This window comes from Actinoallomurus rhizosphaericola (assembly GCF_024055675.1).
Classification (GTDB): Bacteria; Actinomycetota; Actinomycetes; order Streptosporangiales; family Streptosporangiaceae; genus Actinoallomurus; species Actinoallomurus soli.
Map to the genome: position 1 here is coordinate 307,269 of NZ_JAMXMW010000005.1, position 25,231 is coordinate 332,499.

Annotated in this window: 39 protein-coding genes; 34 read left to right on the top strand and 5 right to left on the bottom strand. The window is 69.1% G+C overall.

Features of this window, described 5'->3' with window-relative positions; translation table 11 throughout:
* The first annotated feature begins 9 nt into the window (after positions 1-9).
* The 29 genes from rpsS to truA all read left to right on the top strand — a co-directional run bounded on the left by rpsS (position 10) and on the right by truA (position 16,724).
* Positions 10-291 (top strand): 30S ribosomal protein S19, encoded by a 282-nt coding sequence (gene rpsS / locus NE234_RS15020; protein ID WP_252780430.1) that lies wholly within the window; start codon positions 10-12, stop codon positions 289-291.
* Positions 292-319: 28 nt separating this feature from the next.
* Positions 320-700 carry a 50S ribosomal protein L22 gene (gene rplV / locus NE234_RS15025; protein WP_252780443.1) on the top strand — a complete coding sequence of 127 codons (381 nt, stop codon included), beginning with the start codon at positions 320-322 and terminating at the stop codon, positions 698-700.
* Positions 700-1,545: a 30S ribosomal protein S3 gene (gene rpsC / locus NE234_RS15030; RefSeq protein ID WP_252780446.1), complete on the top strand. Its 846-nt coding sequence runs from the start codon at positions 700-702 to the stop codon at positions 1,543-1,545. Before rplV ends, rpsC begins: the two co-directional genes overlap by 1 nt.
* Before the next feature lie 8 nt (positions 1,546-1,553).
* Entirely contained in the window at positions 1,554-1,973 is a 420-nt protein-coding gene (rplP, locus tag NE234_RS15035; RefSeq protein ID WP_252780460.1) for a 50S ribosomal protein L16, read from the top strand.
* Entirely contained in the window at positions 1,973-2,221 is a 249-nt protein-coding gene (gene rpmC / locus NE234_RS15040) for a 50S ribosomal protein L29 (protein ID WP_252780978.1), read from the top strand. The genes rplP and rpmC overlap by 1 nt, the downstream gene beginning before the upstream one ends.
* Positions 2,214-2,486 carry a 30S ribosomal protein S17 gene (rpsQ, locus tag NE234_RS15045; RefSeq protein WP_252780482.1) on the top strand — a complete coding sequence of 91 codons (273 nt, stop codon included), beginning with the start codon at positions 2,214-2,216 and terminating at the stop codon, positions 2,484-2,486. Before rpmC ends, rpsQ begins: the two co-directional genes overlap by 8 nt.
* A 79-nt stretch (positions 2,487-2,565) precedes the next feature.
* Positions 2,566-2,934, top strand: coding sequence for a 50S ribosomal protein L14 (gene rplN / locus NE234_RS15050; protein WP_252780494.1), 369 nt, complete (start codon positions 2,566-2,568; stop codon positions 2,932-2,934).
* Positions 2,934-3,248, top strand: a complete 315-nt coding sequence (rplX, locus tag NE234_RS15055) for a 50S ribosomal protein L24 (RefSeq protein ID WP_252780505.1) — start codon at positions 2,934-2,936, stop codon at positions 3,246-3,248. The genes rplN and rplX overlap by 1 nt, the downstream gene beginning before the upstream one ends.
* Positions 3,248-3,820 carry a 50S ribosomal protein L5 gene (gene rplE, locus NE234_RS15060; protein WP_252780508.1) on the top strand — a complete coding sequence of 191 codons (573 nt, stop codon included), beginning with the start codon at positions 3,248-3,250 and terminating at the stop codon, positions 3,818-3,820. Before rplX ends, rplE begins: the two co-directional genes overlap by 1 nt.
* Before the next feature lie 3 nt (positions 3,821-3,823).
* Positions 3,824-4,009 carry a type Z 30S ribosomal protein S14 gene (locus NE234_RS15065; protein WP_252780511.1) on the top strand — a complete coding sequence of 62 codons (186 nt, stop codon included), beginning with the start codon at positions 3,824-3,826 and terminating at the stop codon, positions 4,007-4,009.
* 110 nt (positions 4,010-4,119) lie between these two features.
* Entirely contained in the window at positions 4,120-4,518 is a 399-nt protein-coding gene (gene rpsH / locus NE234_RS15070) for a 30S ribosomal protein S8 (protein WP_252780523.1), read from the top strand.
* Positions 4,519-4,534: 16 nt separating this feature from the next.
* The gene (gene rplF / locus NE234_RS15075) at positions 4,535-5,071 is read left to right on the top strand and encodes a 50S ribosomal protein L6 (protein WP_252780526.1); all 537 of its coding nucleotides are present in this window, start codon (positions 4,535-4,537) and stop codon (positions 5,069-5,071) included.
* Positions 5,072-5,073: 2 nt separating this feature from the next.
* Positions 5,074-5,460, top strand: coding sequence for a 50S ribosomal protein L18 (gene rplR, locus NE234_RS15080; protein ID WP_252780529.1), 387 nt, complete (start codon positions 5,074-5,076; stop codon positions 5,458-5,460).
* A 46-nt stretch (positions 5,461-5,506) separates the two neighbouring features.
* Positions 5,507-6,115: a 30S ribosomal protein S5 gene (gene rpsE, locus NE234_RS15085; protein WP_252780543.1), complete on the top strand. Its 609-nt coding sequence runs from the start codon at positions 5,507-5,509 to the stop codon at positions 6,113-6,115.
* Positions 6,112-6,294, top strand: a complete 183-nt coding sequence (gene rpmD / locus NE234_RS15090; protein WP_252780546.1) for a 50S ribosomal protein L30 — start codon at positions 6,112-6,114, stop codon at positions 6,292-6,294. Before rpsE ends, rpmD begins: the two co-directional genes overlap by 4 nt.
* Before the next feature lies 1 nt (position 6,295).
* Entirely contained in the window at positions 6,296-6,748 is a 453-nt protein-coding gene (gene rplO, locus NE234_RS15095) for a 50S ribosomal protein L15 (protein WP_252780548.1), read from the top strand.
* A 156-nt stretch (positions 6,749-6,904) separates the two neighbouring features.
* The gene (secY, locus tag NE234_RS15100; protein ID WP_252780551.1) at positions 6,905-8,206 is read left to right on the top strand and encodes a preprotein translocase subunit SecY; all 1,302 of its coding nucleotides are present in this window, start codon (positions 6,905-6,907) and stop codon (positions 8,204-8,206) included.
* On the top strand, positions 8,206-8,859 hold the full coding sequence (locus tag NE234_RS15105; protein ID WP_252780554.1) for an adenylate kinase: 654 nt from the start codon (positions 8,206-8,208) through the stop codon (positions 8,857-8,859). The genes secY and NE234_RS15105 overlap by 1 nt, the downstream gene beginning before the upstream one ends.
* A 236-nt stretch (positions 8,860-9,095) precedes the next feature.
* Entirely contained in the window at positions 9,096-9,896 is an 801-nt protein-coding gene (gene map, locus NE234_RS15110; protein WP_252780556.1) for a type I methionyl aminopeptidase, read from the top strand.
* Positions 9,897-10,132: 236 nt separating this feature from the next.
* Positions 10,133-10,570 (top strand): DUF1707 domain-containing protein, encoded by a 438-nt coding sequence (locus NE234_RS15115; protein ID WP_252780558.1) that lies wholly within the window; start codon positions 10,133-10,135, stop codon positions 10,568-10,570.
* Positions 10,571-10,746: 176 nt separating this feature from the next.
* Positions 10,747-11,310, top strand: a complete 564-nt coding sequence (locus NE234_RS15120; protein WP_252780560.1) for an HD domain-containing protein — start codon at positions 10,747-10,749, stop codon at positions 11,308-11,310.
* 330 nt (positions 11,311-11,640) lie between these two features.
* Complete coding sequence (gene infA / locus NE234_RS15125) at positions 11,641-11,862, top strand: translation initiation factor IF-1 (RefSeq protein WP_067912209.1); 222 nt, start codon at positions 11,641-11,643, stop codon at positions 11,860-11,862.
* 106 nt (positions 11,863-11,968) lie between these two features.
* Positions 11,969-12,082 carry a 50S ribosomal protein L36 gene (rpmJ, locus tag NE234_RS15130; protein WP_252780562.1) on the top strand — a complete coding sequence of 38 codons (114 nt, stop codon included), beginning with the start codon at positions 11,969-11,971 and terminating at the stop codon, positions 12,080-12,082.
* Positions 12,083-12,246: 164 nt separating this feature from the next.
* Complete coding sequence (gene rpsM, locus NE234_RS15135; RefSeq protein WP_252780566.1) at positions 12,247-12,627, top strand: 30S ribosomal protein S13; 381 nt, start codon at positions 12,247-12,249, stop codon at positions 12,625-12,627.
* 60 nt (positions 12,628-12,687) lie between these two features.
* Positions 12,688-13,089: a 30S ribosomal protein S11 gene (gene rpsK, locus NE234_RS15140; protein WP_252780568.1), complete on the top strand. Its 402-nt coding sequence runs from the start codon at positions 12,688-12,690 to the stop codon at positions 13,087-13,089.
* A 16-nt stretch (positions 13,090-13,105) separates the two neighbouring features.
* The gene (gene rpsD / locus NE234_RS15145; protein WP_252780715.1) at positions 13,106-13,735 is read left to right on the top strand and encodes a 30S ribosomal protein S4; all 630 of its coding nucleotides are present in this window, start codon (positions 13,106-13,108) and stop codon (positions 13,733-13,735) included.
* 94 nt (positions 13,736-13,829) lie between these two features.
* Positions 13,830-14,843 carry a DNA-directed RNA polymerase subunit alpha gene (locus NE234_RS15150; RefSeq protein ID WP_252780730.1) on the top strand — a complete coding sequence of 338 codons (1,014 nt, stop codon included), beginning with the start codon at positions 13,830-13,832 and terminating at the stop codon, positions 14,841-14,843.
* 149 nt (positions 14,844-14,992) lie between these two features.
* A complete protein-coding gene (gene rplQ / locus NE234_RS15155; protein WP_252780745.1) occupies positions 14,993-15,514 on the top strand; it encodes a 50S ribosomal protein L17 in 522 nt (173 codons plus the stop codon).
* Positions 15,515-15,872: 358 nt separating this feature from the next.
* On the top strand, positions 15,873-16,724 hold the full coding sequence (truA, locus tag NE234_RS15160) for a tRNA pseudouridine(38-40) synthase TruA (RefSeq protein WP_252780759.1): 852 nt from the start codon (positions 15,873-15,875) through the stop codon (positions 16,722-16,724).
* A gap of 88 nt (positions 16,725-16,812) precedes the next feature.
* Here the strand turns inward: truA and NE234_RS15165 are convergent, their stop codons facing one another.
* The 3 genes from NE234_RS15165 to NE234_RS15175 form a co-directional block, all read right to left on the bottom strand.
* On the bottom strand, positions 16,813-18,183 hold the full coding sequence (locus tag NE234_RS15165) for a hypothetical protein (protein WP_252780762.1): 1,371 nt from the start codon (positions 18,181-18,183) through the stop codon (positions 16,813-16,815).
* A 221-nt stretch (positions 18,184-18,404) separates the two neighbouring features.
* Positions 18,405-19,616: a hypothetical protein gene (locus NE234_RS15170; RefSeq protein WP_252780984.1), complete on the bottom strand. Its 1,212-nt coding sequence runs from the start codon at positions 19,614-19,616 to the stop codon at positions 18,405-18,407.
* Between the two features lie 38 nt (positions 19,617-19,654).
* Positions 19,655-20,014 (bottom strand): CAP domain-containing protein, encoded by a 360-nt coding sequence (locus NE234_RS15175; RefSeq protein ID WP_252780777.1) that lies wholly within the window; start codon positions 20,012-20,014, stop codon positions 19,655-19,657.
* Between NE234_RS15175 and NE234_RS15180 the strand changes: the two genes are divergently transcribed.
* The 5 genes from NE234_RS15180 to NE234_RS15200 all read left to right on the top strand — a co-directional run bounded on the left by NE234_RS15180 (position 20,001) and on the right by NE234_RS15200 (position 23,524).
* Positions 20,001-20,144: a hypothetical protein gene (locus tag NE234_RS15180; RefSeq protein ID WP_252780780.1), complete on the top strand. Its 144-nt coding sequence runs from the start codon at positions 20,001-20,003 to the stop codon at positions 20,142-20,144. The genes NE234_RS15175 and NE234_RS15180 overlap by 14 nt on opposite strands.
* A 536-nt stretch (positions 20,145-20,680) precedes the next feature.
* Positions 20,681-21,124 (top strand): 50S ribosomal protein L13, encoded by a 444-nt coding sequence (gene rplM, locus NE234_RS15185; RefSeq protein WP_252780793.1) that lies wholly within the window; start codon positions 20,681-20,683, stop codon positions 21,122-21,124.
* Positions 21,125-21,158: 34 nt separating this feature from the next.
* Complete coding sequence (rpsI, locus tag NE234_RS15190) at positions 21,159-21,665, top strand: 30S ribosomal protein S9 (protein ID WP_252780809.1); 507 nt, start codon at positions 21,159-21,161, stop codon at positions 21,663-21,665.
* Positions 21,666-21,847: 182 nt separating this feature from the next.
* The gene (gene glmM, locus NE234_RS15195) at positions 21,848-23,188 is read left to right on the top strand and encodes a phosphoglucosamine mutase (RefSeq protein WP_252780821.1); all 1,341 of its coding nucleotides are present in this window, start codon (positions 21,848-21,850) and stop codon (positions 23,186-23,188) included.
* 129 nt (positions 23,189-23,317) lie between these two features.
* Positions 23,318-23,524, top strand: a complete 207-nt coding sequence (locus tag NE234_RS15200; RefSeq protein ID WP_252780824.1) for a dodecin family protein — start codon at positions 23,318-23,320, stop codon at positions 23,522-23,524.
* 54 nt (positions 23,525-23,578) lie between these two features.
* Here NE234_RS15200 and NE234_RS15205 read toward each other — a convergent pair whose 3' ends face one another.
* Positions 23,579-24,259 (bottom strand): ABC transporter permease, encoded by a 681-nt coding sequence (locus tag NE234_RS15205; RefSeq protein WP_252780834.1) that lies wholly within the window; start codon positions 24,257-24,259, stop codon positions 23,579-23,581.
* Between the two features lie 32 nt (positions 24,260-24,291).
* A complete protein-coding gene (locus NE234_RS15210; RefSeq protein ID WP_252780835.1) occupies positions 24,292-25,203 on the bottom strand; it encodes an ABC transporter ATP-binding protein in 912 nt (303 codons plus the stop codon).
* Positions 25,204-25,231 lie beyond the last annotated feature (28 nt).

Consider the following 25,231-nt stretch of genomic DNA (forward strand, 5'->3'; position numbering starts at 1 on the left):
GAGCCCACGATGCCACGTAGCCTTAAGAAGGGCCCTTTCGTGGACGACCACCTCATGAAGAAGGTGGACGTACAGAACGAGAAGGGCACCAAGAACGTCATCAAGACGTGGTCGCGGCGCTCCATGATCGTGCCCGACATGCTCGGTCACACGATCGCCGTGCACGACGGCCGCAAGCACGTTCCGGTGTTCGTCACCGAGGCCATGATCGGTCACAAGCTCGGGGAGTTCGCCCCGACGCGGACGTTCAAGGGCCACATCAAGGAAGACCGCCGCAGCCGTCGCGGCTGACCGGAAGTACTGAGAGCGAGGAACAGCGATGGAAGCCAGGGCCCAGGCGCGGTACGCCCGCGTCACGCCCAGGAAGGCCCGCCGCGTGGTGGACCTCATCCGTGGCCTGCCGGCCACGGAGGCTCAGGCGGTGCTGCGGTTCGCCCCTCAGGCTGCGAGCGAGCCGGTGTACAAGGTGCTCTCGAGCGCCATCGCCAACGCCGAGCACAACAACCAGCTCGAGGTCGACACCCTCTGGGTGAGCCGCGCGTGGGTCGACGAGGGACCGACGCTGAAGCGTTTCCGCCCGCGGTCGATGGGGCGCGCGTACCGCATCAACAAGCGTACGAGCCACATCACGGTCGTGGTCGAGTCGCGTCCGGAGGGCGAGAAGTCCAACGGTCGTAAGAAGACGAGGAGGACCCGCTAGTGGGGCAGAAGATCAACCCGCACGGGTTCCGGTTGGGCATCACCACCGACTTCAAGAGCCGGTGGTACGCCGACAAGCTGTACAAGGACTACGTCAAGGAAGACGTGGCGATCCGCCGGATGCTGACCCGCGGCATGGACCGCGCCGGCATCTCCAAGGTCGAGATCGAGCGCACCCGTGACCGCGTCCGCGTCGACATCCACACCGCCCGCCCCGGCATCGTCATCGGCCGGCGTGGCGCGGAGGCCGACCGCATCCGCGGCGACCTCGAGAAGCTGACGGGCAAGCAGGTCCAGCTGAACATCCTCGAGGTGAAGAACCCCGAGGTCGACGCTCAGCTCGTCGCCCAGGGCGTCGCCGAGCAGCTGTCCAGCCGGGTCGCGTTCCGCCGTGCGATGCGCAAGGCCATCCAGAGCGCCATGAAGAGCGGCGCCAAGGGCATCAAGGTCCAGTGCGGCGGCCGCCTCGGCGGCGCCGAGATGTCGCGCTCGGAGTTCTACCGCGAGGGCCAGGTGCCCCTGCACACGCTCCGCGCCGACATCGACTACGGGTTCTACGAGGCCCGGACCACCTTCGGCCGGATCGGCGTGAAGGTCTGGATCTACAAGGGCGAGGCTCCGACGAGCCGCGCCGAGCGTGAGGCGCAGCAGGCCAAGGAGCGGGCCGCCGGTGGCGGTCGGCGCGAGCGGCCGCAGCGTCGCGGTGGCGGCGGCGGTGGCCGTCGTGGCGAGCGCGGCGGCGACCGCGGCGGCCGGCAGCAGCAGGCCGCTTCCGCGCCGAGCGGCGCCGAGCAGCAGCAGTCCAACGAGGCGGCCGCGCCGTCCAGCACGGGTGAGGGGAGCTGAAGTAACCCATGCTGATCCCTCGCAGGGTCAAGCACCGCAAGCAGCACCACCCGAAGCGGCGTGGGATGGCCAAGGGCGGTACGAAGGTCACCTTCGGCGAGTACGGCATCCAGGCCGTCGAGGGCGCGTACGTGACCAACCGGCAGATCGAGGCCGCTCGTATCGCGATGACCCGGCACATCAAGCGTGGCGGAAAGGTGTGGATCAACATCTACCCCGACCGTCCGCTGACCAAGAAGCCGGCCGAGACCCGTATGGGTTCCGGTAAGGGCTCGCCGGAGTGGTGGATCGCCAACGTCAAGCCCGGACGCGTGATGTTCGAGCTGGCCGGCGTTCCGGAGCCGCTGGCTCGCGAGGCGCTCCGCCGCGCGATGCACAAGCTCCCGATGAAGTGCAAGTTCGTGAAGCGTGAAGTGGGTGAGGCGTGATGGCCAAGGGCCTTACCGCTGACGATCTGCGGACCCAGCCCGAGGCTGAGCTCGTCACCAAGCTCAAGGAAGCGAAGGAGGAGCTGTTCAACCTCCGCTTCCAGGCGGCGACGGGCCAGCTCGAGACTCACGGACGGCTTCGGGAAGTGAAGCGGGAGATCGCCCGCATCTACACCGTGATGCGGGAGCGTGAGCTCGGCATCGTCGAGTTCGCCGAGGAGCCCGTGGAGGAGTCCACCGATGAGTGAGCAGAACACCGAGACGCGGAACTACCGCAAGATCCGTGAGGGTCTCGTGGTCAGCGACAAGATGGACAAGACCGTCGTCGTCGCCGTCGAGGACCGCGTCAAGCACCCGCTGTACGGCAAGATCATCCGCCGTACCACGAAGTACAAGGCGCACGACGAGGCCAACGCCTGTGGCGTGGGCGACCGGGTTCGTCTCATGGAGACCCGGCCGATGTCCGCCACCAAGCGGTGGCGCGTCGTGGAGATCCTTGAGAAGGCCAAGTAGCTGGCAGCCGCCGCCAAGCGGCTGAGGATCGAATCCGCCAGGCTCACAACGAGAACCGGCGTGAAATACAGGAGTTGACGTGATCCAGCAGGAGTCGCGACTCAAGGTCGCCGACAACACGGGTGCCAAGGAGATTCTGTGCATCCGCGTTCTCGGCGGCTCGGGTCGGCGCTATGCGGGCATCGGTGACATCATCGTCGCCACCGTGAAGGACGCCCTTCCCGGTGCCGGCGTCAAGAAGGGTGATGTCGTTAAGGCCGTCGTCGTGCGCACCCGCAAGGAGCGGGGCCGTCCCGACGGCTCCTACATCCGCTTCGACGAGAACGCTGCCGTCCTGATCAAGGACGGTGGCGACCCTCGCGGCACGCGTATCTTCGGCCCGGTCGGCCGGGAGCTGCGCGAGAAGCGGTTCATGCGCATCATCTCGCTGGCGCCGGAGGTGCTCTGATGAAGATCAAGAAGGGCGACGACGTCGTCGTCATCGCCGGCAAGGACAAGGGCGCGACCGGGAAGGTCATCTCGGCAGACCCCAAGCGCGAGCGCGTGGTCGTCGAAGGCGTGAACATGGTGAAGCGCCACACCAAGGAGACGAACCAGGGCCCGCGTGGCGCCAAGGAGGGCGGGGTCGTCACCAAGGAGGGGCCGATCCACGTCAGCAACGTGATGCTGCTGGAGAACGGCAAGCGCACTCGCGTCGGCTACCGCATCAACGACGACGGCACGAAGGTCCGCATCTCGCGCCGTACCGGTAAGGAAATCTGATGACCGCCGACACGACTACGCAGGTCCCCCAGCCGCGGCTCAAGCAGCGTTACCGCGAGGAGATCGCGAAGAAGCTGCAGGACGAGTTCGGCTACGCCAACGTCATGCAGATCCCGGGCGTGACCAAGGTCAAGGTCAACATGGGCGTCGGTGACGCCGCCCGCGACTCGAAGCTCATCGAGGGCGCGGTGCGCGACCTGACCACCATCACCGGACAGAAGCCGGCCGTCGCGCGGGCGAAGAAGTCCATCGCGCAGTTCAAGCTGCGCGAGGGCATGCCGATCGGCGCGCACGTGACGCTGCGCGGCGACCGCATGTGGGAGTTCCTCGACCGCCTGCTGTCGCTGGCGCTGCCCCGGATCCGTGACTTCCGCGGCCTGTCGCCGAAGCACTTCGACGGCAACGGCAACTACACGTTCGGGCTCACCGAGCAGGTGATGTTCCACGAGATCGACCCGGACAAGGTCGACCGCCAGCGCGGCATGGACATCACGATCGTGACCACCGCGACGACCGACGACGAGGGCCGGGCGCTCCTGCGGCACCTGGGCTTCCCGTTCAAGGAGAACTGAGAGATGGCGAAGAAGGCTCTGATCGCCAAGGCGAACCGGAAGCCCAAGCACGCCGTGCGCGCCTACACTCGGTGCTCGCGGTGCGGGCGTCCGCGCGCGGTCTTCCGCAAGTTCGGCCTGTGCCGGATCTGCTTCCGGGAGATGGCGCACCGCGGCGAGCTGCCCGGCATCACCAAGTCCAGCTGGTAACCCACCGGCTTTTCGATAAATGACCGACCGGGCGCCTGATGACAAGGCGCCCACGACCACGTCGTAGGTCCGCAATCGGCGGAAACCGCGGCGAGGAGGGCCAGTAGGCCATGACGATGACCGACCCGATCGCAGACATGTTGACGCGTCTGCGGAACGCGAATTCGGCGTACCACGACACCGTGGGCATGCCGTACTCGAAGATCAAGGCGCACATCGCCGAGATCCTCCAGCAGGAGGGTTACATCTCGGGGTGGAGCGTGGAGGACGCCGAGGTCGGCAAGAAGCTCGTGATCGACCTCAAGTTCGGCCCGAGCCGTGAGCGTTCGATCGCCGGACTCAAGCGGGTGTCCAAGCCGGGCCTGCGGGTCTACGCGAAGAAGGACAACCTGCCGAAGGTCCTCGGTGGTCTCGGCGTCGCGATCATCTCGACGTCCTCCGGCCTGATGACCGACAAGCAGGCCGGCAAGCACGGTGTGGGCGGGGAAGTCCTCGCCTACGTGTGGTGAGGGGAGGGACCCAAGAATGTCGCGCATTGGACGTTTGCCCATTCCCGTCCCCAGCGGCGTCGACGTCAAGGTCGATGGCCAGGAGGTCACGGTCAAGGGCCCCAAGGGCGAACTGAAGCACACGGTCGCCCGGCCGATCGAGGTCGCCCAGGAGGGCGGCGAGATCAAGGTCGGCCGCCCCAGCGACGAGGGACCGGTGCGTGCGCTGCACGGCCTCACCCGCTCGCTGATCAACAACATGGTCATCGGCGTGACGCAGGGCTACAGCAAGACGATGGAGATCGTCGGCGTCGGCTACCGCGTTCAGGCCAAGGGCAGCAACCTCGAGTTCTCGCTCGGCTACAGCCACCCGATCACGGTCGAGCCCCCGGCGGGCATCACCTTCCGTGTCGAGCGGCCGACCCAGTTCGTGATCGAGGGCATCGACAAGCAGAAGGTCGGCGAGGTCGCCGCGAACATCCGCAAGCTGCGCAAGCCGGACCCGTACAAGGGCAAGGGCGTGCGGTACCAGGGTGAGCAGATCCGCCGCAAGGTCGGAAAGGCTGGTAAGTAGACATGGCTGCGAGCAAGACTCAGGTCCGCAAGCGGACCGCGTCGCGCGCCGCGTCGCGGACCCGCCGGCACCTGCGCGTCCGCAAGAAGGTCCAGGGCACGCCGCAGCGGCCGCGCCTGGTCGTGACGCGTTCGACCAAGCACATGTTCGCGCAGATCATCGACGACCTGGCCGGTCACACGCTGGCGTCGGCGTCCACGCTGGACCCCACGCTCCGTACGGCCGAGGGCGACAAGACCGCCAAGGCGCGCAAGGTCGGCGAGCTCCTCGCCGAGCGTGCGCGCGAGGCGGGCATCAGCGCGGTGGTCTTCGACCGCGCCGGGCACCGCTACCACGGCCGCATCGCGGCCCTGGCGGACGGCGCCCGAGAGGGCGGGCTGGACTTCTGATGGCTCGTCAATCGCATCTGATGACGCACGAGAAGAGGAACCACTAATGGCAGCACCACGTCGTGGCGGCGGCGAGCGGCGCGACCGGCGTGATGACCGCCGCGGTGGCGCCGACAAGGGACAGTCGTACATCGAGCGCGTCGTAGCGATCAACCGGGTCGCTAAGGTCGTCAAGGGCGGCCGGCGCTTCAGCTTCACGGCGCTGGTCGTCGTGGGCGACGGCAACGGCACCGTGGGGGTCGGTTACGGCAAGGCCAAGGAGGTGCCCGCGGCGATCGCCAAGGGTGTCGAGGAGGCCAAGAAGCACTTCTTCAAGGTGCCGCGGATCCAGGGCACCATCCCGCACACCACCCAGGGCGAGGAGGCTGCGGGCGTCGTCATGCTCAAGCCAGCCAGCCCCGGTACCGGTGTGATCGCGGGTGGCCCGGTGCGCGCCGTCCTGGAGTGCGCGGGCATCCACGACGTCCTGTCGAAGTCGCTCGGCTCGTCCAACGCCATCAACATCGTCCACGCGACGGTGGCGGCCCTCAAGCAGCTCAACCGGCCCGAGGAGATCGCGGCCAAGCGGGGTCTGCCGATCGAGGATGTCGCCCCGGCCGCGATGCTCCGCGCTCGCGCGGCGGGCAGCGAGCCCCGGCAGGAGGTGGCATCGTGACGAACCTGAAGATCACGCAGGTGAAGTCCAAGATCGGTGGCAAGCAGAACCAGCGTGACACTCTGCGTACGCTCGGGCTCCGGCGGATCGGCGACAGCGTCGTCCGCGAGGACCGCCCCGAGGTGCTCGGGATGATCAACACCGTTCGCCACCTCGTCACCGTCGAGGAGGTCGACTGACATGGGTGCAGAGACTCCGCTGCGGCCGCACCACCTGCGGCCGGCGCCGGGCGCCCACAAGGCCAAGACCCGTAAGGGCCGCGGCGAGGCGTCCAAGGGCAAGACCGCCGGACGCGGCACGAAGGGCACGAAGGCCCGTACCACCGTGCCGACCGGCTTCGAGGGCGGCCAGATGCCGCTGATCCGCCGGGTTCCGAAGCTGAAAGGTTTCAAGAACCCGTTCCGGGTCGAGTACCAGGTCGTCAACGTGGCCAAGATCGCCGAGCTCTTCCCCGAGGGCGGCGAGGTCACGCCGGAGAGCCTCGCGGCGAAGGGCGCCGTGCGCGCCGGCCGCCTGGTGAAGGTGCTGGGCACCGGTGACATCTCCGTAACGGTTCAGGTCAAGGCGCACGCCTTCTCCGGTTCCGCGAAGGAGAAGATCACAGGTGCCGGAGGCACTGCGGAAGAGCTGTGAGTCAAAGCCCTTGCGGGATTCGCCCCCGCCTTGCGGTGGCGGGGGCGGCAATCCCCGCAAGGGCTGTTAGAGTTCGACCGGCGAGACTGTCGCCGCAACTTGAGGATCGACCGAGGCCGTGAGCGGCCGCTGGCCGGAAACCGCGCAGGAGGAATGGTGCTGACCGCGTTCACTCGGGCGTTTCGAACACCCGACCTGCGCAAGAAGCTTCTCTTCACGCTGTTCATCATCGCGGTGTTCCGGCTGGGCTCTCAGCTGCCGGCACCGGGCGTGAACACCGGGGCCGTACACCGATGTGTGGACGTCGTGAGCAAGGGGGCCAACGCCAACGTCTATGGCCTGGTCAACCTGTTCAGCGGCGGCGCGCTGCTGAAGCTTTCGATCTTTGCACTGGGCATCATGCCCTACATCACGGCGAGCATCATCCTTCAGTTGCTCACCGTGGTGATCCCGCGCCTGGAAGCGCTCCGCAAGGAGGGCCAGGCGGGGACGACGAAGATCACGCAGTACACCCGTTATCTGACGATCGGCCTCGCGATCCTGCAGGGCACCGGCATCGTCGCCATGGCGAGCACCGGCAACCTGCTCCAGGGCTGCACCGAGGACCTGCTGTGGGACAAGGGCTGGTTCACGATCGTCACGATGGTCATCACCATCACGGCGGGCACCTCGGTGATCATGTGGCTCGGTGAGCTCGTCACCGACCGCGGCGTCGGCAACGGCATGTCGATCCTGATCTTCACCCAGGTCGTGGCGGTCTTCCCGTCCGAGTTCTGGAACATCTACAAGACCAAGGGCGGCTTCGTCTTCGCGATCGTCCTCATCGTGGGCATCGCGATCGTCGCCGGCGTGGTCTTCGTCGAGCAGGCCCAGCGCCGCATCCCGGTGCAGTACGCCAAGCGGATGGTCGGCCGGCGGATGTACGGCGGCACCTCGACCTACATCCCGCTCAAGGTGAACCAGGCCGGCGTCATCCCGGTCATCTTCGCCTCGTCCCTGCTGTACCTGCCGTCGCTGATCGTGCAGATGTGGCACAGCTCGAACCCCGTGGCGACGTTCATCAGCAAGTACCTGGTCAAGGGCGATCACCCGATCTACATGGCCCTGTACTTCCTGCTGATCATCTTCTTCACCTACTTCTACGTGGCGATCACGTTCAACCCGACCGAGGTCGCGGACAACATGAAGAAGTACGGTGGGTTCATTCCGGGTATTCGCCCGGGACGGCCGACCGCCGAGTACCTCGACTACGTGCTCACGCGGATCACCGCTCCCGGCGCGCTGTACCTGGGACTCATCGCGCTGGTCCCGATGGTGGCGTTCGGCATCATCGGAGCGAGCCAGAACTTCCCGTTCGGCGGCACCAGCATCCTGATCATGGTCGGCGTCGGGCTGGACACGGTGAAGCAGATCGAGAGCCAACTTCAGCAGCGTAACTACGAGGGCTTCCTGCGGTAGTGCGAATCGTGCTCGTGGGCCCCCCGGGAGCGGGCAAGGGGACTCAGGCCCAGTTCATCTCATCGCATCTGTCGGTCCCGAAGATTTCGACAGGTGACATTTTCCGCGCCAACGTGAGCGGCAACACGCCCCTCGGCCGCAAGGCCAAGGAGTACATGGACCGAGGTGATCTCGTCCCCGACGAGATCACCATCGCGATGGTGCGTGACCGGCTGGCCGAAGACGACGCGCAGGAGGGCTTCCTGCTCGACGGCTTCCCGCGCAACGTTCCGCAGGCCGAGACTCTCAAGAAGATCCTCGCCGAGATGGACCAGCGGCTGGACCTCGTGCTCGAGCTCGTGGTCGACGACGACGAGGTCGTACGCCGGCTGTCCGGGCGCCGGACCTGCCGCAAGTGCGGAAAGATCTGGCACGTGGCGTTCGACCCGCCCTCCAAGGAGGGCGTCTGCGACGTCTGCGGCGGCGAGCTGTTCCAGCGCGACGACGACCGCGAGGAGACCATCAGGCACCGCCTGGAGGTCTACCAGGAACAGACTGCGCCCCTCGCGTCGTTCTACGCCGATGAGGGCATCCTGGTCGGCATCGACGCGACAGGGCCCGTCGAAGAGGTCACCGAGCGGGCTCTCGCCGCGCTCCGCCCATTCACCGACTGACCGCGCAAACCGACGAGCGAGCGCAGTGGCCGGTGAGGTACGAGCCGGCCGCGTAGTGAGTGAGGAGGTTGTGCGCGGCGATGAGTGCTGCGCAAACCGACGAGCGAGCGCAGTGGCCGGTGAGGTACGAGCCGGCCACGAAGCGCGTGTGCGAATGAGCGCGGCAGCGAGTCCCGCGGTGGCGAGGTGCGCCGGATCCCTCCCGACGCGCTCGGATCTACCTGCGGAGCATAAGAGTGTGGAAGAAGCGTAAGCCGGCCATTCAGATCAAGTCCCGTGGCGAACTGGAAGTGATGCGGGAGGCCGGCCTGGTCGTCGCCCGTACGCTGCAGCGGCTCACCGAGGCCGTCAAGCCGGGCATCACGACGGCGGACCTGGACGCGATCGCGGAGGAGTCGATCCGGTCCGAGGGCGCGACGCCGTCGTTCAAGGGCTACCAGGGGTTCCCCGCCTGCATCTGTACCTCGATCAACGAGGAGATCGTGCACGGCATCCCGAGCCCGTCCAAGGTGCTGGCCGAGGGTGACGTCATCTCGATCGACTGCGGCGCGATCGTCGACGGCTGGCACGGCGACTCGGCGGTGACGGTTCCGGTCGGGGAGATCACGCCGGAGGAGCGCAGGCTGCTGGAGGTCTGCGAGGAGTCGATGTGGCGGGGGCTGGCGGCCGGGAAGGTCGACGCTCGGCTCAGCGACATCGGTCATGCGATCGAGACCTACATCCGCGGGCAGGGCGAGTACGGCATCGTCGAGGAGTACGTCGGCCACGGCATCGGCACCGAGATGCACATGGACCCGGCGGTGCCCAACTACGGGCTGCCGGGCCGTGGACCGGTCCTGGTGCCGGGCATGTGCTTCGCGGTCGAGCCGATGGTCAACCTCGGTACGGCGGAGACGCTGCTGCTCGACGACGAGTGGACCGTCATCACCGGTGACGGACGCCGCTCTGCGCACTTCGAGCACACCTTCGCCGTCACGGAGGACGGCCCCTGGGTGCTCACCGCACTCGACGGCGGCGCCCGCCTCAAGGGCGCCTGACCGCTCGCAGGGCCGCAGGTCACGTCAAAGACCGTTCGACGGCCGTACGTCACGTCAAAGAGCGCACGACGGCCGCGCGCAACGTCCGAGACCGTTCGACGGCCGCGCGTCCGGCCTGGCGGGCGCGCTGCGGGGCGGCCGGCAAGATCGGCCGGGGCGGTGGTCGTGGAAAGCGGCGTTCTGCGGCGTAGCCTCTGATTAAGGAATCCGGGGGTTCCTGAGGGAGAGGATCGACGATGCCGCTCAATCCTGAGATCCGCGCCTCCGACGCCGATCGCGATCGGGTCGCGGCGGCGCTGCGGGAGCACTGTGCTCAGGGACGGATCGCCGTCGACGAGCTCAACGAGCGCCTCGACCTCGCCTACCGCGCCCGGACGCTGGGTGACCTGCAGAAGGTCACCAGCGACCTGCCCGAGGAGGACATGTACGAGCTGCCGGTGCCGGCGTACCGGCAGTCGACTCCGGCCCGCCGTCCCGGGAACGGTCTCTACCGGAAGGGCATGCGGGCGGGCTGGGCGACGTACGCGTCGGTCAACCTGGTCTGCATCGTGATCTGGCTGCTCACCGCCGTGACGGCGGGCGCCTGGTACCCCTGGTGGATCTGGGTGGCCGGTCCGTGGGGCGCGCTCATGCTGGCCGGGCAGCTCTTCGGCGGCTCCGAGGAGCACCGCTAGGGCCTGTCCGGTGGATCTTGTGATGTTCCGCAGGACTGTACGAGATCAGGCTGATCACTGCCTGATCGTGCGGCCGTGCTGCCCTGGCCCATGATCCGCCGGACGCGCCCTAGATTCCCGAGACCGACCTCGTCCGCGCGGCGACCGAGGTCACCCGGGACGCCGCGGACGACCCGGTGGTCGGGGACACGGTGTTCCACCACTCTCGGCGCGTCTTCCTGTGGGGAATGCTCAAGTCCCGGGCGCGGGGGGTGGACGTCGACCCCGAACTCGCCTACGTGGGCGGCGTGTTCCACGACCTCGGACTGACCCGGAAGTTCCGTACCACCGGGCAGCGCTTCGAGATCGACGGCGCGGATGCCGCGTACGGGTTCCTCCGCGATCACGGCCGGTCCGAGGGCGAAGCCCGCGACGTCTGGCTCGCCATCGCCCTTCACACCACGCCCGAGGTGCCGCTGCGCCTGGGACCCGAGGTGGGCGTGGCCACGCTCGGGGTGGAGACCGACGTGCTCGGCCTCGACCTCGACCAGATCAGTGACGCCGACAGGCGGGCCGTAGTCCTGGCCCACCCTCGACCGGATTTCAAGCGCCGAATCCTGCGCGCGTTCTACGAGGGCATGGCGGACCGGCCCGACACCACCTTCGGCACCATGAACGACGACGTCCTCGCGTACTTCGACCCGGCCTTCGAGCGGGCGGACTTCGTCCAGATCATCCAGAGCAACGCCTGGCCGGAATGAGATTGGCCGCCGCGGACGAGGACGGACGGCACCTCGTCGCGCGCAGGGTCGTCCTGCGTCGCCCGGGCGCCCGCGACCAACGGGCCGCGACCAACGGGTTGAGATCAACGAGTTGGGGTCGGTGGGATGAAACGCGGTCGTTCCGGTGTTGGACGGTGCGGGGAGTGGGTCCCGCGACACGAGGCCGGTGCCGATTTCGGATTTCGTGTCGCGTGACGTAGACTCTTTTGTCGGTCCCGTGTTGGCTCATGCCCGCATGCCTCTCAGGCGTGTTCGGGTGTCCCGCGGTGGCCGTTCTCCTGACGAACCGATCAGCGAAGCGCGGAGGACATGCCCAAAAAAGAAGGGGCCATCGAAATCGAGGGCACCGTCGTCGAGTCGCTCCCGAACGCCATGTTCCGGGTAGAGCTCGACAACGGGCACAAGGTGCTCGCCCACATCAGCGGGAAGATGCGGATGCACTACATCCGGATCCTGCCCGACGACCGCGTCGTCGTGGAGTTGAGCCCCTACGACCTCACGCGCGGTCGGATCGTCTACCGATACAAGTAACCACCCACTGGGGTTGCCTTCCCCGCGTATAGTCGGTTGGTGAGCCGCTTGTGCGTGTTCGCCTATGGCTCGGCAGCGCGGGGGTGACCCTGTACGAGGAGACCCAGTGAAGGTCAAGCCGAGCGTCAAGAAGATCTGCAGCAAGTGCCGCATCATCCGGCGGCACGGCCGGGTCATGGTCATCTGCGATGACCCGCGCCACAAGCAGCGTCAGGGCTGACAACTGAACAGGCCGCGCCACGGGTGACCTGGCGCGGTCGCGCATATTCCGACGTTCCGCGGCTCCGATGAGGAGCAACCCCCGGTCGGAGGCCGGGGCCCCGCCCGGGCAGGGGCGGGGATGCGGGGCGCAGACCTCCGTGAAACAGAAGGGAACTGCCCGAGATGGCACGCCTCCTCGGCGTCGACCTCCCGCGCGACAAGCGCCTCGAGGTCGCTCTCACCTACATCTTCGGCATCGGCCGTACCCGTGCCCTCGAGACGCTGAAGGAAACCGGCATCAGCGGTGACCGTCGCGTCCACGAGCTCGGTGACGACGAGCTGATCCAGCTCCGTGACTGGATCGAGGCCAACTACCGGATCGAGGGCGACCTGCGCCGCGAGATCCAGGCCGACATCCGTCGCAAGATCGAGATCGGCTGCTACCAGGGCATCCGACACCGCCGGGGCCTGCCGGTGCACGGTCAGCGGACGCAGACCAACGCGCGTACGCGCAAGGGCAAGAAGAAGACCGTCGCCGGCAAGAAGAAGGCCGGCAAGAAGTAGTAGTCCTCGGCCCCCGCCCGGGGCCGACGGATCGACGACCTCCAGGAGATTTGAGAGCAGATGCCGCCAAAGAGCCGCGCCGGCGCCAAGAAGGTGCGCCGGAAGGAAAAGAAGAACGTCGCTCACGGGCACGCCCACATCAAGAGCACGTTCAACAACACGATCGTCACGATCACGGACCCCGTGGGCGCCGTGATCTCCTGGGCCAGCGCCGGTCACGTGGGCTTCAAGGGCTCGCGTAAGTCGACGCCGTTCGCCGCTCAGATGGCTGCCGAGGCCGCCGCCCGCCGCGCCATGGAGCACGGCATGCGCAAGGTCGACGTCTTCGTGAAGGGCCCCGGTTCGGGCCGTGAGACCGCGATCCGGTCGCTGCAGGCGACCGGCCTCGAGGTCGGTTCGATCCAGGACGTCACCCCGGTGCCGCACAACGGCTGCCGGCCGCCCAAGCGCCGCCGCGTCTGAGTTAGGGAAGAGAGAGATGGCTCGATACACCGGCGCCGACTGCAAGCTGTGCCGCCGCGAGAAGATGAAGCTGTTCCTCAAGGGCAGCAAGTGCGAGGGCCCGAAGTGCCCGATCGAGATCCGCCCGTACCCGCCGGGTGAGCACGGTCGCGGCCGTCCCAAGGAGAGCGAGCACATGCTCCAGCTCCGGGAGAAGCAGAAGGCCCGCCGCATCTACGGCGTCCTCGAGGCCCAGTTCGTCAACTACTACAAGGAGGCGAACCGCCGGACGGGCAAGACGGGTGACAACCTGCTGAGCCTGCTCGAGCGCCGCCTCGACAACGTGGTCTACCGCGCGGGCTTCGCCAAGAGCCGCGACATGGCCCGGCAGCTGGTCAAGCACGGCCACTTCCTGGTCAACGGCAAGAAGGTCGACATCCCGTCGTACCGCGTCAGCGAGCGCGACATCATCGAGGTGCGCCAGAAGTCCCTCGAGGACACCCCCTTCGTGGTGGCGCGCGCCGAGGCCGGCGACAGCCGGGTCCCGGCGTGGCTCGAGGTCGTCCCCGACCGGATGCGCATCCTCGTGCACTCCCTCCCGGTCCGGCAGCACATCGACGCGCCGGTCCAGGAGCAGCTCATCGTCGAGTGGTACGCCAAGCGCTGACGTCCACTCGTGCGGGCGCACGCCTCACGGCGTGCGCCCCGCAGTGCGAGATCGCGGCAGTCAAATAGCGGGCGCCGCGGGAAGGAAGTAAGAAATGCTCATCGCCCAGCGACCGACTCTCACCGAAGAGCAGGTCGACGAGTTCCGGTCGCGATTCACGATCGAGCCGCTGGAGCCGGGCTTCGGCTACACCATCGGCAACTCGCTCCGCCGTACGCTCCTGTCCTCCATCCCGGGTGCCGCCGTCACGAGCATCCGGATCGAGGGCGTGCTGCACGAGTTCTCCACGATCCCGGGCGTCAAGGAGGATGTCACCGACATCATCCTGAACCTCAAGGAGCTCGTCGTCTCCTCCGAGCACGACGAGCCGGTCGTGATGTACCTCCGCAAGCAGGGCCCCGGTGAGGTCACCGCCGCCGACATCGCGCCGCCGGCCGGTGTCGAGGTGCACAACCCCGAGCTCCACATCGCCACGCTGAACAACAAGGCGAAGCTGGAGATGGAGCTCACCGTCGAGCGTGGTCGTGGCTACGTCTCCGCCGCGCAGAACAAGCAGCCGGGCCAGGAGATCGGCCGGATTCCGATCGACTCGATCTACTCCCCGGTCCTGAAGGTCACCTACAAGGTCGAGGCGACGCGTGTCGAGCAGCGCACCGACTTCGACCGGCTGATCGTGGACGTCGAGACCAAGCCCGCCATGCTGCCGCGCGACGCGGTGGCGAGCGCCGGCAAGACCCTGGTCGAGCTGTTCGGCCTGGCCCGGGAGCTCAACGTCGAGGCCGAGGGCATCGACATGGGCCCGTCCCCGACGGACGCCGCGCTCGCGGCGGACCTGGCGCTGCCGATCGAGGAGCTCAACCTCACGGTCCGGTCCTACAACTGCCTCAAGCGCGAGGGCATCCACACCGTGGGTGAGCTCGTGGCCCGCAGCGAGCAGGACCTGCTCGACATCCGCAACTTCGGCGCCAAGTCGATCGAAGAGGTCAAGCAGAAGCTCAACGACATGGGCCTCACGCTGAAGGACTCCCCGCCCGGGTTCGACCCGACGGCGGCGGCGGACGCCTACGGCGACGAGGACCAGAGCTACGCCGAGACCGAGCAGTACTGAGCGGCACCGGGCAGTACTGAGTCTGACTGATGGTCGGTGGCGGCCCGCGGGCCGCCACCGGTCACCGACACTCGGCGGGGCCGTGGCCCCGCCGGACCGACACCGGTACCTCGTACGGCCGGTGCGGGTTGAAACAAGGAGAAGGATCAATGCCCACGCCCACCAAGGGCCCTCGTCTCGGCGGCAGCCCGTCGCACCAGCGCATCATCCTGGCGAACCTCGCCACCGCGCTGTTCGAGCACGGCCGCATCACGACGACCGAGGCCAAGGCCCGGCGGCTGCGCCCGCTGGCGGAGAAGCTGATCACCAAGGCCAAGCGCGGTGACCTCGCCGCGCGGCGCCAGGTCCTCACCGTCGTGCGGGACAAGGGCGTCGTCCACACGCTCTTCACCGAGATCGGCCCGCGGTTCGAGAACCGCCCGGGTGGCTACACCCGGATCACCAAGCTCGGCCCGCGCAAGGGCGACAACGCCCCCATGGCGCTGATCGAGCTGGTCGAGGAGGCCGCGCCGTCCGCGGTGACGACCCGGACGACGGCCGCTCCGGCCACCGAGGCCCCGGCGCCCGCCGCCGAGGAGACCGAGGAGACCCCGGCGGCGACCGAGGAGCCGGCGGCCGAGGCCCCGGCCGCGGAGGCCGCGGCGGACGACACCGAGGCCGAAGAGAAGTAGTAGGCAACGTTTACGACGAAGCCCGCCGTGCCCCTACGGGACGGCGGGCTCGTTGTTTGAAAGACTTGGGTCCGACGAGCTCGGCCGCCGGTTCCGGCGCCACCCGGCCGCCGGCAGGCGGGAGCCGTCGATCCGCATCGCGACGTTCACCCCTCAGGGACGTTCGCTCTTCAGTGAAGGAGAAGCCGGTGGTCCGCCGTCCGCGCCTCCGCCCGAAGGCCGAGGGGCTCGGCGTGCCCGCGTGGCACGCCGGGACGCGACTCCGCCGCGCCGTCACCGACTCGCTCACGGTAACAGAAGGGGGGAGGCGGCGTTCCGCGTTCGGTCCGAGGGCCGAGACCGACGCGCCGCGATCCCGATGACCGCTCTCGTACGACTCCGGCTCGACCTCGCCTACGACGGGTCGGGTTTCGCGGGCTGGGCGCGGCAGCCGGGGCGGCGCACCGTCCAGGGTGTCATCGAGGACGCGCTGGGCCGGGTGCTGCGGCTGGACCCACCGCCGGTCCTCACGGTCGCGGGCCGTACGGACGCCGGGGTGCACGCGCGCGGCCAGGTCGCGCACGTGGTGGTTCCCGTGGCGGCCTACTCCCAGGTGGGCGGCACGCTGCCGCGCCGGATGGCCGGAGTGCTCCCGCCCGACGTACGGATCTGGCGGATCGCGCAGGCGCCCGACGGCTTCGACGCGCGGTTCTCCGCGCTGTCGCGTCGCTACGCGTACCGGGTCTGCGACAACCCGGTGGGCGTCGACCCGATGCGCCGCCACGAGGTGCTGTGGCACCCCCGTCCTCTCGACCTGGACCGGATGAACGCCGCCACCGCGCTGCTGCTCGGCGAGAACGACTTCGCCGCGTACTGCCGTAAACGTGAGGGCGCGACGACGATCCGGCGGCTGCTGCGGTACGACTGGGAGCGCGAGTCGGCCGACGTCGCCGTCGCCACGGTCGTGGCCGACGCCTTCTGCCACTCCATGGTGCGCGCCATCGTGGGCGCGCTGCTGTCGGTCGGCGACCGGCGGCGTCCGGTCGACTGGCCGGCCGAGGTCCTGTCCGCCGGTGTCCGGGACTCGGCGGTGCAGGTGCTCCCGCCGCACGGCCTGACGCTGGAGGAGGTCACGTACCCGGAGGCCGGCCTGCTGGCCAGCCGTGCCCAGGAGACCCGCCGCGTCCGGGTCCTCGGCGGGACCGCCCCCGAGGAGCGCCAGGCCGGCTGACGCCCCTCGTGCGGTGGGGAAGTCCGGGGCACGGAGCCGAGGCACGTGTTCCGGCTCCCAGTGCGGGACGGCACGCGTGGCCGGTGGGTCAGCTCTTCTCGCGGACCTCGATCGGCTTGACGGTGTCGTCCCGGAAGCCGTTCGCGACGTCCCTGAGCGTTTTGTCGCCCGACTTGAACCTGTGCCCGTCGGCGTACATCGCGTACGCGTAGATGATGTACCGGCCGCGCTGGACGCTCACCGCCCAACCGCCCGCCTGGTCGATCTTCGGAGCGCCGCTGGCCTTCATCCCGCGGAACCATTTGTCGTAGTGGGCGGGGTCCTGGGCTTTCATCGCCGCGGCCGCGGCGGCGTCGGTGGGCATCGCCGCGATGCCCGTCGTCACCGCGATCTTGTTGTCGTCCGAGACGAATGTCGCCCGTACGACCCGGCGGCAGTGCTGACGGGTCAGCTCCTTGCTGAAGGTGCCGTTGGCGGTCAGGTCGCAGTGGTCGTTCGGGACGGTCTTCATCCGGATGAACGAGTGGCCCGCGATCTGCAGCGTCGGGTCGGGGAACACCTCGGTGACGCTGAGCGGCTTGGGGTCCTTCTTCTCGTCCCTGATGTCGATGGGCGTCGGCTTGGGCTTCGGTTTCGGCTTGGGCTTCGCCGACGTGTTGGTGGGCGTCGGAGCGGCCGCGCTGGGCGTGGGCGGCGGCTGCGAGACATGGGTCGGGCGAGCGGCGGCCGTGTGCTCCTTCGGCGCGTCGTTGGACACCGTGGTGTAGGCGATGACGCCACCGCCGCCGAGCACCAGCGCGGCGAGCGCGCCGGCGCCGATGAGGAGCGCCCCACGGGCCCCGGCGGCGCCCGCGGCGCCGCGCGAGGGCCGGCCGGGACCACGCGGGCCGTCGGGTCCTCCGGCGTGCGGGCCCGGGCCAGGGTCGCCGGAGCCGATCTGCGGAGTGGGACGCGTGGCGCCCATCTCCGGCTCCGGGTCGGGCTCCGGCGGGGCCTCGGGGACCGTGCCCGGCGGCAGGATCGCGTCGGGGGTGAGCGGCGGCAGGGTGTTCTCCGCCGCGGAGGACGGCGGGCCCTCCGTCCGCAGCGGTACGGGCAGTTTGGGCAGGGCGCCGCCCGTCTCGGGCTCCAGGACGTCCGTCACGGTCTTCTCGGCGGCGCCCTGGATCAGGCCCGGCTCGGGCGAGGCCGGGCCGTCGGCGGGGCCGTGGGCGGCGTTCGAGACGTCCGTGGCCCCGCCGGACGTGGAGCCCGGGCCGGACGTGGAGCCCGGAGCGGCGTGGTGCTGCTGGGAGGCGTCTGCCGGACGCTGGGGAGACGCGCCCGCCGTGCTGGGGCCGGTCGGCCGGTCGGAACGGAGGTCCGAGGGCGTCGCGGCCGTCGGTCGCTGCGGCGGGGCCGTCGTCCGGTCCTCCGCGTCGGGCGCGGGCGATCCGGGACGAGGGGGTGGCGGGGTCATGCTCTCCTCGGCGTCGTCGGGCGTCGGGGGCGGTCCGGAACGGGCCGGGTCGTCCGGCGACGCATCGGCGGCCTGGGGGGTCGCGAGGGGATTCTCAGCCGGTGCGCGGCGGCCTGGTGGTGCCGGTTGCGGCGGAGGCTCCGACCCTTCCGTTACGGACGGTACAAAAGTCACGTCACGGCCAGACATGGGTCACTAGAGTATTAGCGCGCGGTTGTCCATTATGCGGGTTTGCCGACCATTGACCGGTAGTTCAGGGCCGGTCGCAGATTGCTACCGATCGTCACATTCTGCACGAATGCGGTCACGCCGCTGTAGTCACTCTGCGCAATCTTCTTGCCATTCGGGTACTGCACCCAGCTCATGATCAGGTAGTGGCCCTCGGGGTCCGCGGTCGTCAGCGACAGGCCCTTGCCGACCTTGCTGGTGCTCCCCGCCCCGGGCAGGGGCAGGATGTACGCGTCCTTCGGGCGGGACGCCCGCTGCGCGGCCTTGGCCGTGGTCTCGGTCTTGAGATTGACCACGCCGATGGTGCCGACGAACTTGCCGTTGGTGTACGTCGCTCGCAGCACCTGCGTGCACCCCGCCTTGACGAGGGCCTTGCGGAAGGTGGTGCCATGTACGCCGTTCGCGCACTTGGTGTCCGAACGCCGCGTGGTCAGCACGTAGGTGCGCCCGCCGGCCTTGAACCTCTTGTTCTTGAAGACCTCGGCCAGGGTGAGCGGCTTCGGGTCCGTCGTCCGTGAGGCGAGCTGCTGCCCCTTGCCGGTCTCGGTCGGCGTGGGGGTGGGGACCGCGGTCGGGGTCTGCGGGGGCGCCGCGGCGGGCTTGGAGGCCATCGCGGTCGGCTTCGGCTTGGGGTCGCCGCCGCCCGAGGACAGCGCGAGCGCCGATCCGCCGCCGATGACGACGACGCCCGCGGCGACGGCCGCGCCGATGATCAGCGGCTTCTTCTTGCTCCCGCCCGACCGCTCGTCGCCGCCGGGCGCGAACGCGAGCGCGTCCTGGCCGCCCCCGCCCGGCACCGCGCCGTACCGGCCGGGTCCGCCGGGTCCACCGGGCCCGCCGTCGTAACCGCCCGGAGCGTCATAGCCGCCCGGAGCGTCGTACCGGCCCGCGCCGCCGTACGGGTCGTCCTCGGGACCGCCGGGTCCGGCGCCGTAGCCGCCGGCACCGTAACCGCCGGCGTCCTGGCCGTAGGACCGCGTCTCCGGCCCGTAACCGCCCTGCTGCTCGGCGGCGTACCCGTCGTAGGAGCCCGGACCGCCGTACGGGCCGGCGGGGTCCGCGTCCTGGGACGGGCCGGAGCCGTACGAGGGATCGAAGAGCGAACCGCCGCGGGAGGCCTGGTCCTCGGCCGGGCCGTACGGCGACTGCGGCGGCTGCGGAGATGCCCAGCCGCCGGGTTGCTGTTTATCACCCGGAAAAGCCATGAACGCGACCCTACCTGCTCATATGCGTGTTCAGGCGGTTACTTAAAGCCGAAGTCCTGCGTCCACCAGGGGCCGCCCGAGCCATAGGCGACGCCGACTCCGATGGCTTTCAGACTGCAGTTCAGAATGTTCGCCCGGTGGCCGGGACTCTTCATCCAGCCTTGTACGACGGCCTCCGGGGTGGCGTAGCCCTTGGCGATGTTCTCCGCGCCGGGGCTCGTGTAACCGGCCGCCTTGATGCGGTCCCAGGGGGTCCGCCCGTCCGGCGAGTTGTGGTCGAAGTAATTCCGGTCACGCATGTCCGCGGAGTGCAACCGCGCCGCCGTCCGCAGCCCGGTGTCGATCCGCAGGGCCGTGCAGCCGTGCGCGGCCCGCTGGGCGTTGGTGAGGCGCACCACGGCGTTCTCCGCCGCCGCCTGCCTGCTCGTGGTCTTCGACGGCGTGGGGGCGGCCGTGGAGGACCGGGTGGCGCGCGGGGTGGCGCTGTGCTTGGGCGTCTTCCGCTTCGCCGGGCTCTTGGACCGGTGAGCCGACGTGGCCGGGCGGGCCGACGGGCTCACGTCGGCGGAGGGACGTACGGCCGATCCCTCGGGGCTGGGGAAGACGGCGACGTCGCGCGCGGGCGTGGTGGCCGGTGTCGGATTGTGCTGCTGCGCGGCACTCCAGAGCGATCGGGCGGCGATGCCGCCGGAGACGAAGACCGCGATGGCCAGCAGAACGAATGCCTGGACGCGGCGTTTGACGCGCTTCGCGGACAGGGGATCCTCCCGGGGGGCTGCGGAGGACCAGCACTATATGCCCGCCAAGCGGGTCAAGTCCGGCGTTCTCCGATAGTTCCCGGTATAGGGTGTCCAAGAGGACAGCCGTACGATCGTCGCGTCGTGACGATGGAGGACGGTCCCGGACGCTCGCTTTGCCCGCTGGCGTGTGGACCGGTATTCTGCTAGTTCGTTGTGTGCGTCAGCGTGCCCGTCAGCGGGTCGCTCGACCCACCGGGCCTGCGGCGGCAAGGCCGTCCGGCGGACCCATCTCTGTTGTCAGACACGAAACGAAGGCTTACGACCGTGCGCACCTACACCCCTAAGCCTGCTGACGTCCAGCGTCAGTGGCACGTCATCGACGCGACCGATGTCGTGCTGGGTCGGCTGGCCAGCCAGGTCGCAACGCTGCTTCGGGGTAAGCACAAGCCGATCTACGCCCCGCACCTCGACACGGGTGACTTCGTCATCATCATCAACGCCGACAAGGTGGCGCTGTCGGGCAAGAAGCTCGAGCAGAAGAAGGCCTACCGCCACTCCGGTTACCCGGGTGGTCTGCGGTCCGTCGCCTACTCCGACCTGATGAAGAAGAACCCCGAGCGTGCGGTCGAAAAGGCGATCAAGGGCATGCTTCCCAAGAACACGCTGGGCCGCAAGATGTTCGGCAAGGTGAAGGTCTACGCCGGCCCCGACCACCCGCACCAGGCTCAGCAGCCGGTGCCCTACGACATCAAGCAGATCGCGCAGTAACGCGCGGCATCCGAAAGAGATCCTGAGGAGTACCGTGGCCGAGCCCACCGGTGTCGAGACGTCCTTCGAGGGCGCCGAGTTCGAAGAGTACGTGGGGGACTACACCACCGAGTCCCCGGAGGTCGTCGCCGACGAAGCTCCGCGCCCGGTGCTGACCGGCCCGGCCGCCGGCACCGGCCGTCGCAAGGAGGCCATCGCGCGCGTCCGCATCGTCCCGGGCTCCGGGAAGTGGACGATCAACGGTCGCTCCCTGGACACGTACTTCCCCAACAAGGTCCACCAGCAGGTCGTGAACGAGCCGTTCGTGACCCTGGGCCTTGAAGACCAGTTCGACGTCATCGCCCGCGTGGGCGGCGGCGGCGTGACCGGCCAGGCCGGTGCGCTGCGCCTCGGCATCGCGCGCGCCCTGCAGCTGGTCGACCCGGACAACCGCCCGGCCCTGAAGAAGGCCGGCTTCCTGACTCGTGACGCGCGGGCCAAGGAGCGGAAGAAGTACGGCCTCAAGAAGGCCCGTAAGGCTCCGCAGTACAGCAAGCGTTGATCGCGCCTGTCCACCGGCCCGGTTCCGCCCAGGTGGCGGCTCAGAGCTTGTTCCGGGCTCGTGGACAGGATTTCGGCGGTCCCGCCCTCCGGCGGGACCGCTGATCGCTTTTTTCCGGGGTCGCGGCCCGGCGGGCGTGTCCGGACGCGACCGTTTCGTGCGTTCGATCGTGGGGTGTTGTGGTGGCGCGTCTGTTCGGAACCGACGGCGTACGCGGAGTCGCGAATCGCGACCTGACGGCTTCCCTGGCGCTGGACCTGTCGGTCGCGGCCGCCCGCGTCCTCGGTGAGGTCGGCGCGTTCGAGGGGCACCGTCCCGTCGCCGTCGTCGGCCGGGATCCACGCGCCTCCGGTGAGTTCCTGGAGGCCGCCGTCGTCGCCGGGCTCGCCTCCGCCGGGGTCGACGTGCTCCGGCTCGGCGTGCTGCCGACGCCGGCCGTGGCGTACCTCACCCAGTCGCTGGGCGCGGACCTGGGCGTGATGCTGTCCGCCTCGCACAACCCCGCCCCCGACAACGGCATCAAGTTCTTCGGCCGGGGCGGGCACAAGCTCGCCGACGAGATCGAGGACCAGGTCGAGGCCCACCTCGGCGAGGACTGGTCCGGCCCGACCGGCCCCGGCGTGGGGCGGGTCCGCGACGCGCACGGCGAGGTCGAGAGTTACATCGCGCACCTGCTGTCGACCCTGCCCGGCTCGCTGGACGGCCTGAAGGTCGTCGTCGACTGCGCGCACGGCGCCGCCTCGGGCGTCTCTCCGGAGGCCCTGCGCCGCGCCGGTGCGACGGTGATCGCGATCGGCGCCTCGCCCGACGGCCTGAACATCAACGACGGGTACGGCTCGACCCACCTGGAGCGCCTGCAGCGCGCCGTGGTGGAGAACGGCGCAGACGCCGGCATCGCCCACGACGGCGACGCCGACCGTTGCCTCGCGGTCACGGCCTCCGGCGAGGCCATCGACGGCGACCAGATCATGGCGATCCTGGCCCTGGAGCTGCGCGACACCGGAAAGCTGCCCGGCGACACGGTCGTCGCGACCGTCATGTCGAACCTCGGGTTCAAGCTCGCGATGCGCGACCAGGGTCTCAACGTCGTTGAGACCGCGGTCGGCGACCGGTACGTCCTGGAGGCGATGAAGGCCGGCGGGTACGCCTTCGGCGGCGAGCAGTCCGGCCACGTCATCATGCTCGACCACGCCACCACCGGGGACGGCGTGCTCACCGGGCTGCACCTGCTGTCCACGATCGCCCACCGCCGTCGCCCGCTCGACGAGCTGGCGAAGGTCATGAACCGCCTCCCGCAGGTGCTGATCAACGTCAAGGGCGTCGACAAGTCCAAGGCCAAGACCTCTCCCGAGCTGGCCGCCGCCGTCCAGGCCGCCGAGACCGAGCTGGGGGACGGCGGCCGGGTGCTCATCCGCCCGAGCGGCACCGAGCCCATGGTGCGCGTTATGGTCGAGGCCCAGACCGAGGACCAGGCCCGTGCCGTCGCCGAGCGCCTCGCCGAGGCCGTCCGCACCGCCCTCTGACCGCGGACCGCACGACCTTCGTCATCGCTTTACGCGACCGGTCGATACCGTCCGTCACCATGCGGGTACGCCGATCACGACGGCTGCGCCGCCCAGCGGCGGTTCCCACGAGGCGAAGGTCGAGTACCCATGGCATCAGTGGCGCGTGTCACCGAGATCAGCGCGATCTCGGAGTCGAGTTTCGAGGACGCCGTGAAGGTCGGCATCAGCCGGGCCGCGGAGACCCTGCGCAAGCTCCAGTCCGCCTGGATCAAGGAGATGGAGGTCCAGCTCTCCGAGGACGGGAACATCAGCGGCTACAAGGTCAACATGCTGGTCACGTTCGTCCTCGAGTGACACCGCGGGTCGATCGCCCGATCCGATGACAGGCGATCGACCCTGAGCGCGGGATCAGTCGGTGCCGGTGATGGAGAGCGTGCGCAGCTTCCACCCGGCGTACGCGACGCCGACGACGGTGACGACGATCAGCAGCGGGACCGCCGTGGACGAGCCGACGCTCGCCTTGACCGCAGTGGCGTTGCTCACCATGTCGGTGACGCTGATGCCCCACTGGCGGATCGACAGGGTCTTGGCGCCGGAGGCGTACCGGGCGATGAGGTTCTCCCAGACCAGCGCGTAGATCAGGCCGATCGTCACCGCGAACCGGCTGAGCACCGCGATCGCGAGGAACAGCGCGCAGTAGGCGACGCCGGCGACCAGCGCCCCCATCGCGAAGCCGGTCGCCAGGCCCGCGGTCAGCCCGGTCATGATGACGCCCGCGACGAACATCGGCACGACGCCGAAGGCGACCACGAGGACGACCGCGACCACGTACTTCGTCGTGGAGATCACCGGCCGCGCGATCGGCTTGGTCATGATGTACATGATCTGGCCGTCGTCGATCTCCGGCCCGATCACGCCGGTGCCCGCGAGCAGCGCGAGCAGCGGCAGCAGCGCCCCGAGCCCGAACTGCGTGAGCAGCATCGTGGCGTTGTCCAGGTCGGCGTGCCCGCTGACCCGCAGGCCGATGCTGAGGACCAGCAGCAACGCGGGCAGGAGGAACAGCAGCAGGATCCGCCGCCTGCTCAGCATGGCGCGGAACGTGATGGAAGCAATGACAGGGTTCACGACGCCACCAAGTACGAGAAGACGCTTTCGAGGGACTCGTCGGCGGGGGCGACCTCCCACAGCCGGATGTCCGCCTCACGCGCCACCTGCGGCAGCACGAGGGAGAACCGCCGGAAGTCGACGGCCTCGATCTCGAGACCGCCGGAGGTCAGCTCGACCCCGCGCGTCGACGAGTCGGCGATGAGCGCCGCCGCCAGGCGCCGGTCGTCGCTGGAGCGGACGAGGAACATGTGCGGCCGGTCGGTCATCAGCCGCCGGATGGCGCGGAAGTCGCCGGAGGCGGCGTGCCGCCCGGCGATCACCACCTCGATGTGGTGCGCGAGCCGCTCGACCTCCTCGAGGATGTGCGAGCTGAACAGCACCGTACGGCCCTCGGCGGCCATCTTCCGGATCAGGTCCATCAGGTGCAGCCGCTGGCGCGGGTCCATGCCGTTGAACGGCTCGTCGAGCAGCAGCACCGGCGGGTCGTGGACCAGGGCGGAGGCCATCTTGACCCGCTGCTTCATGCCCTTGGAGTAGTTGCCGATGATCCGGTCGGCCGGGCCGGTCATCTCCACCATGGCGAGGGCGCGTTCGGCGGCGGCCTCGGGGTTCGGCAGGCGGTGCAGCTTGGCCATCGCGCGGACGAACTGGCGGCCGGTGAGGAAGTCGTACGCGGTCTCCCGCTCGGGCACGAGCCCGATGTGGCGGTACACCGACGGGTTCTTCCAGATGCGCTGCCCGTCGACGGTCACCTGTCCACTGGAGGGGGCGAGGAAGCCGCCCATCATGTGGATCAGGGTGGACTTGCCGGCGCCGTTCGGCCCGAGCAGGCCGGTGACGCCCGGCCCGATCGTCATCGTGACGCCGTTGACGGCGACGACGTTGCCGTACCACCGGGAGACGTCCCGGAGTTCGAGCACGCTCACGCTTCCTCCTCGTCCGCGTCGCGCGGGA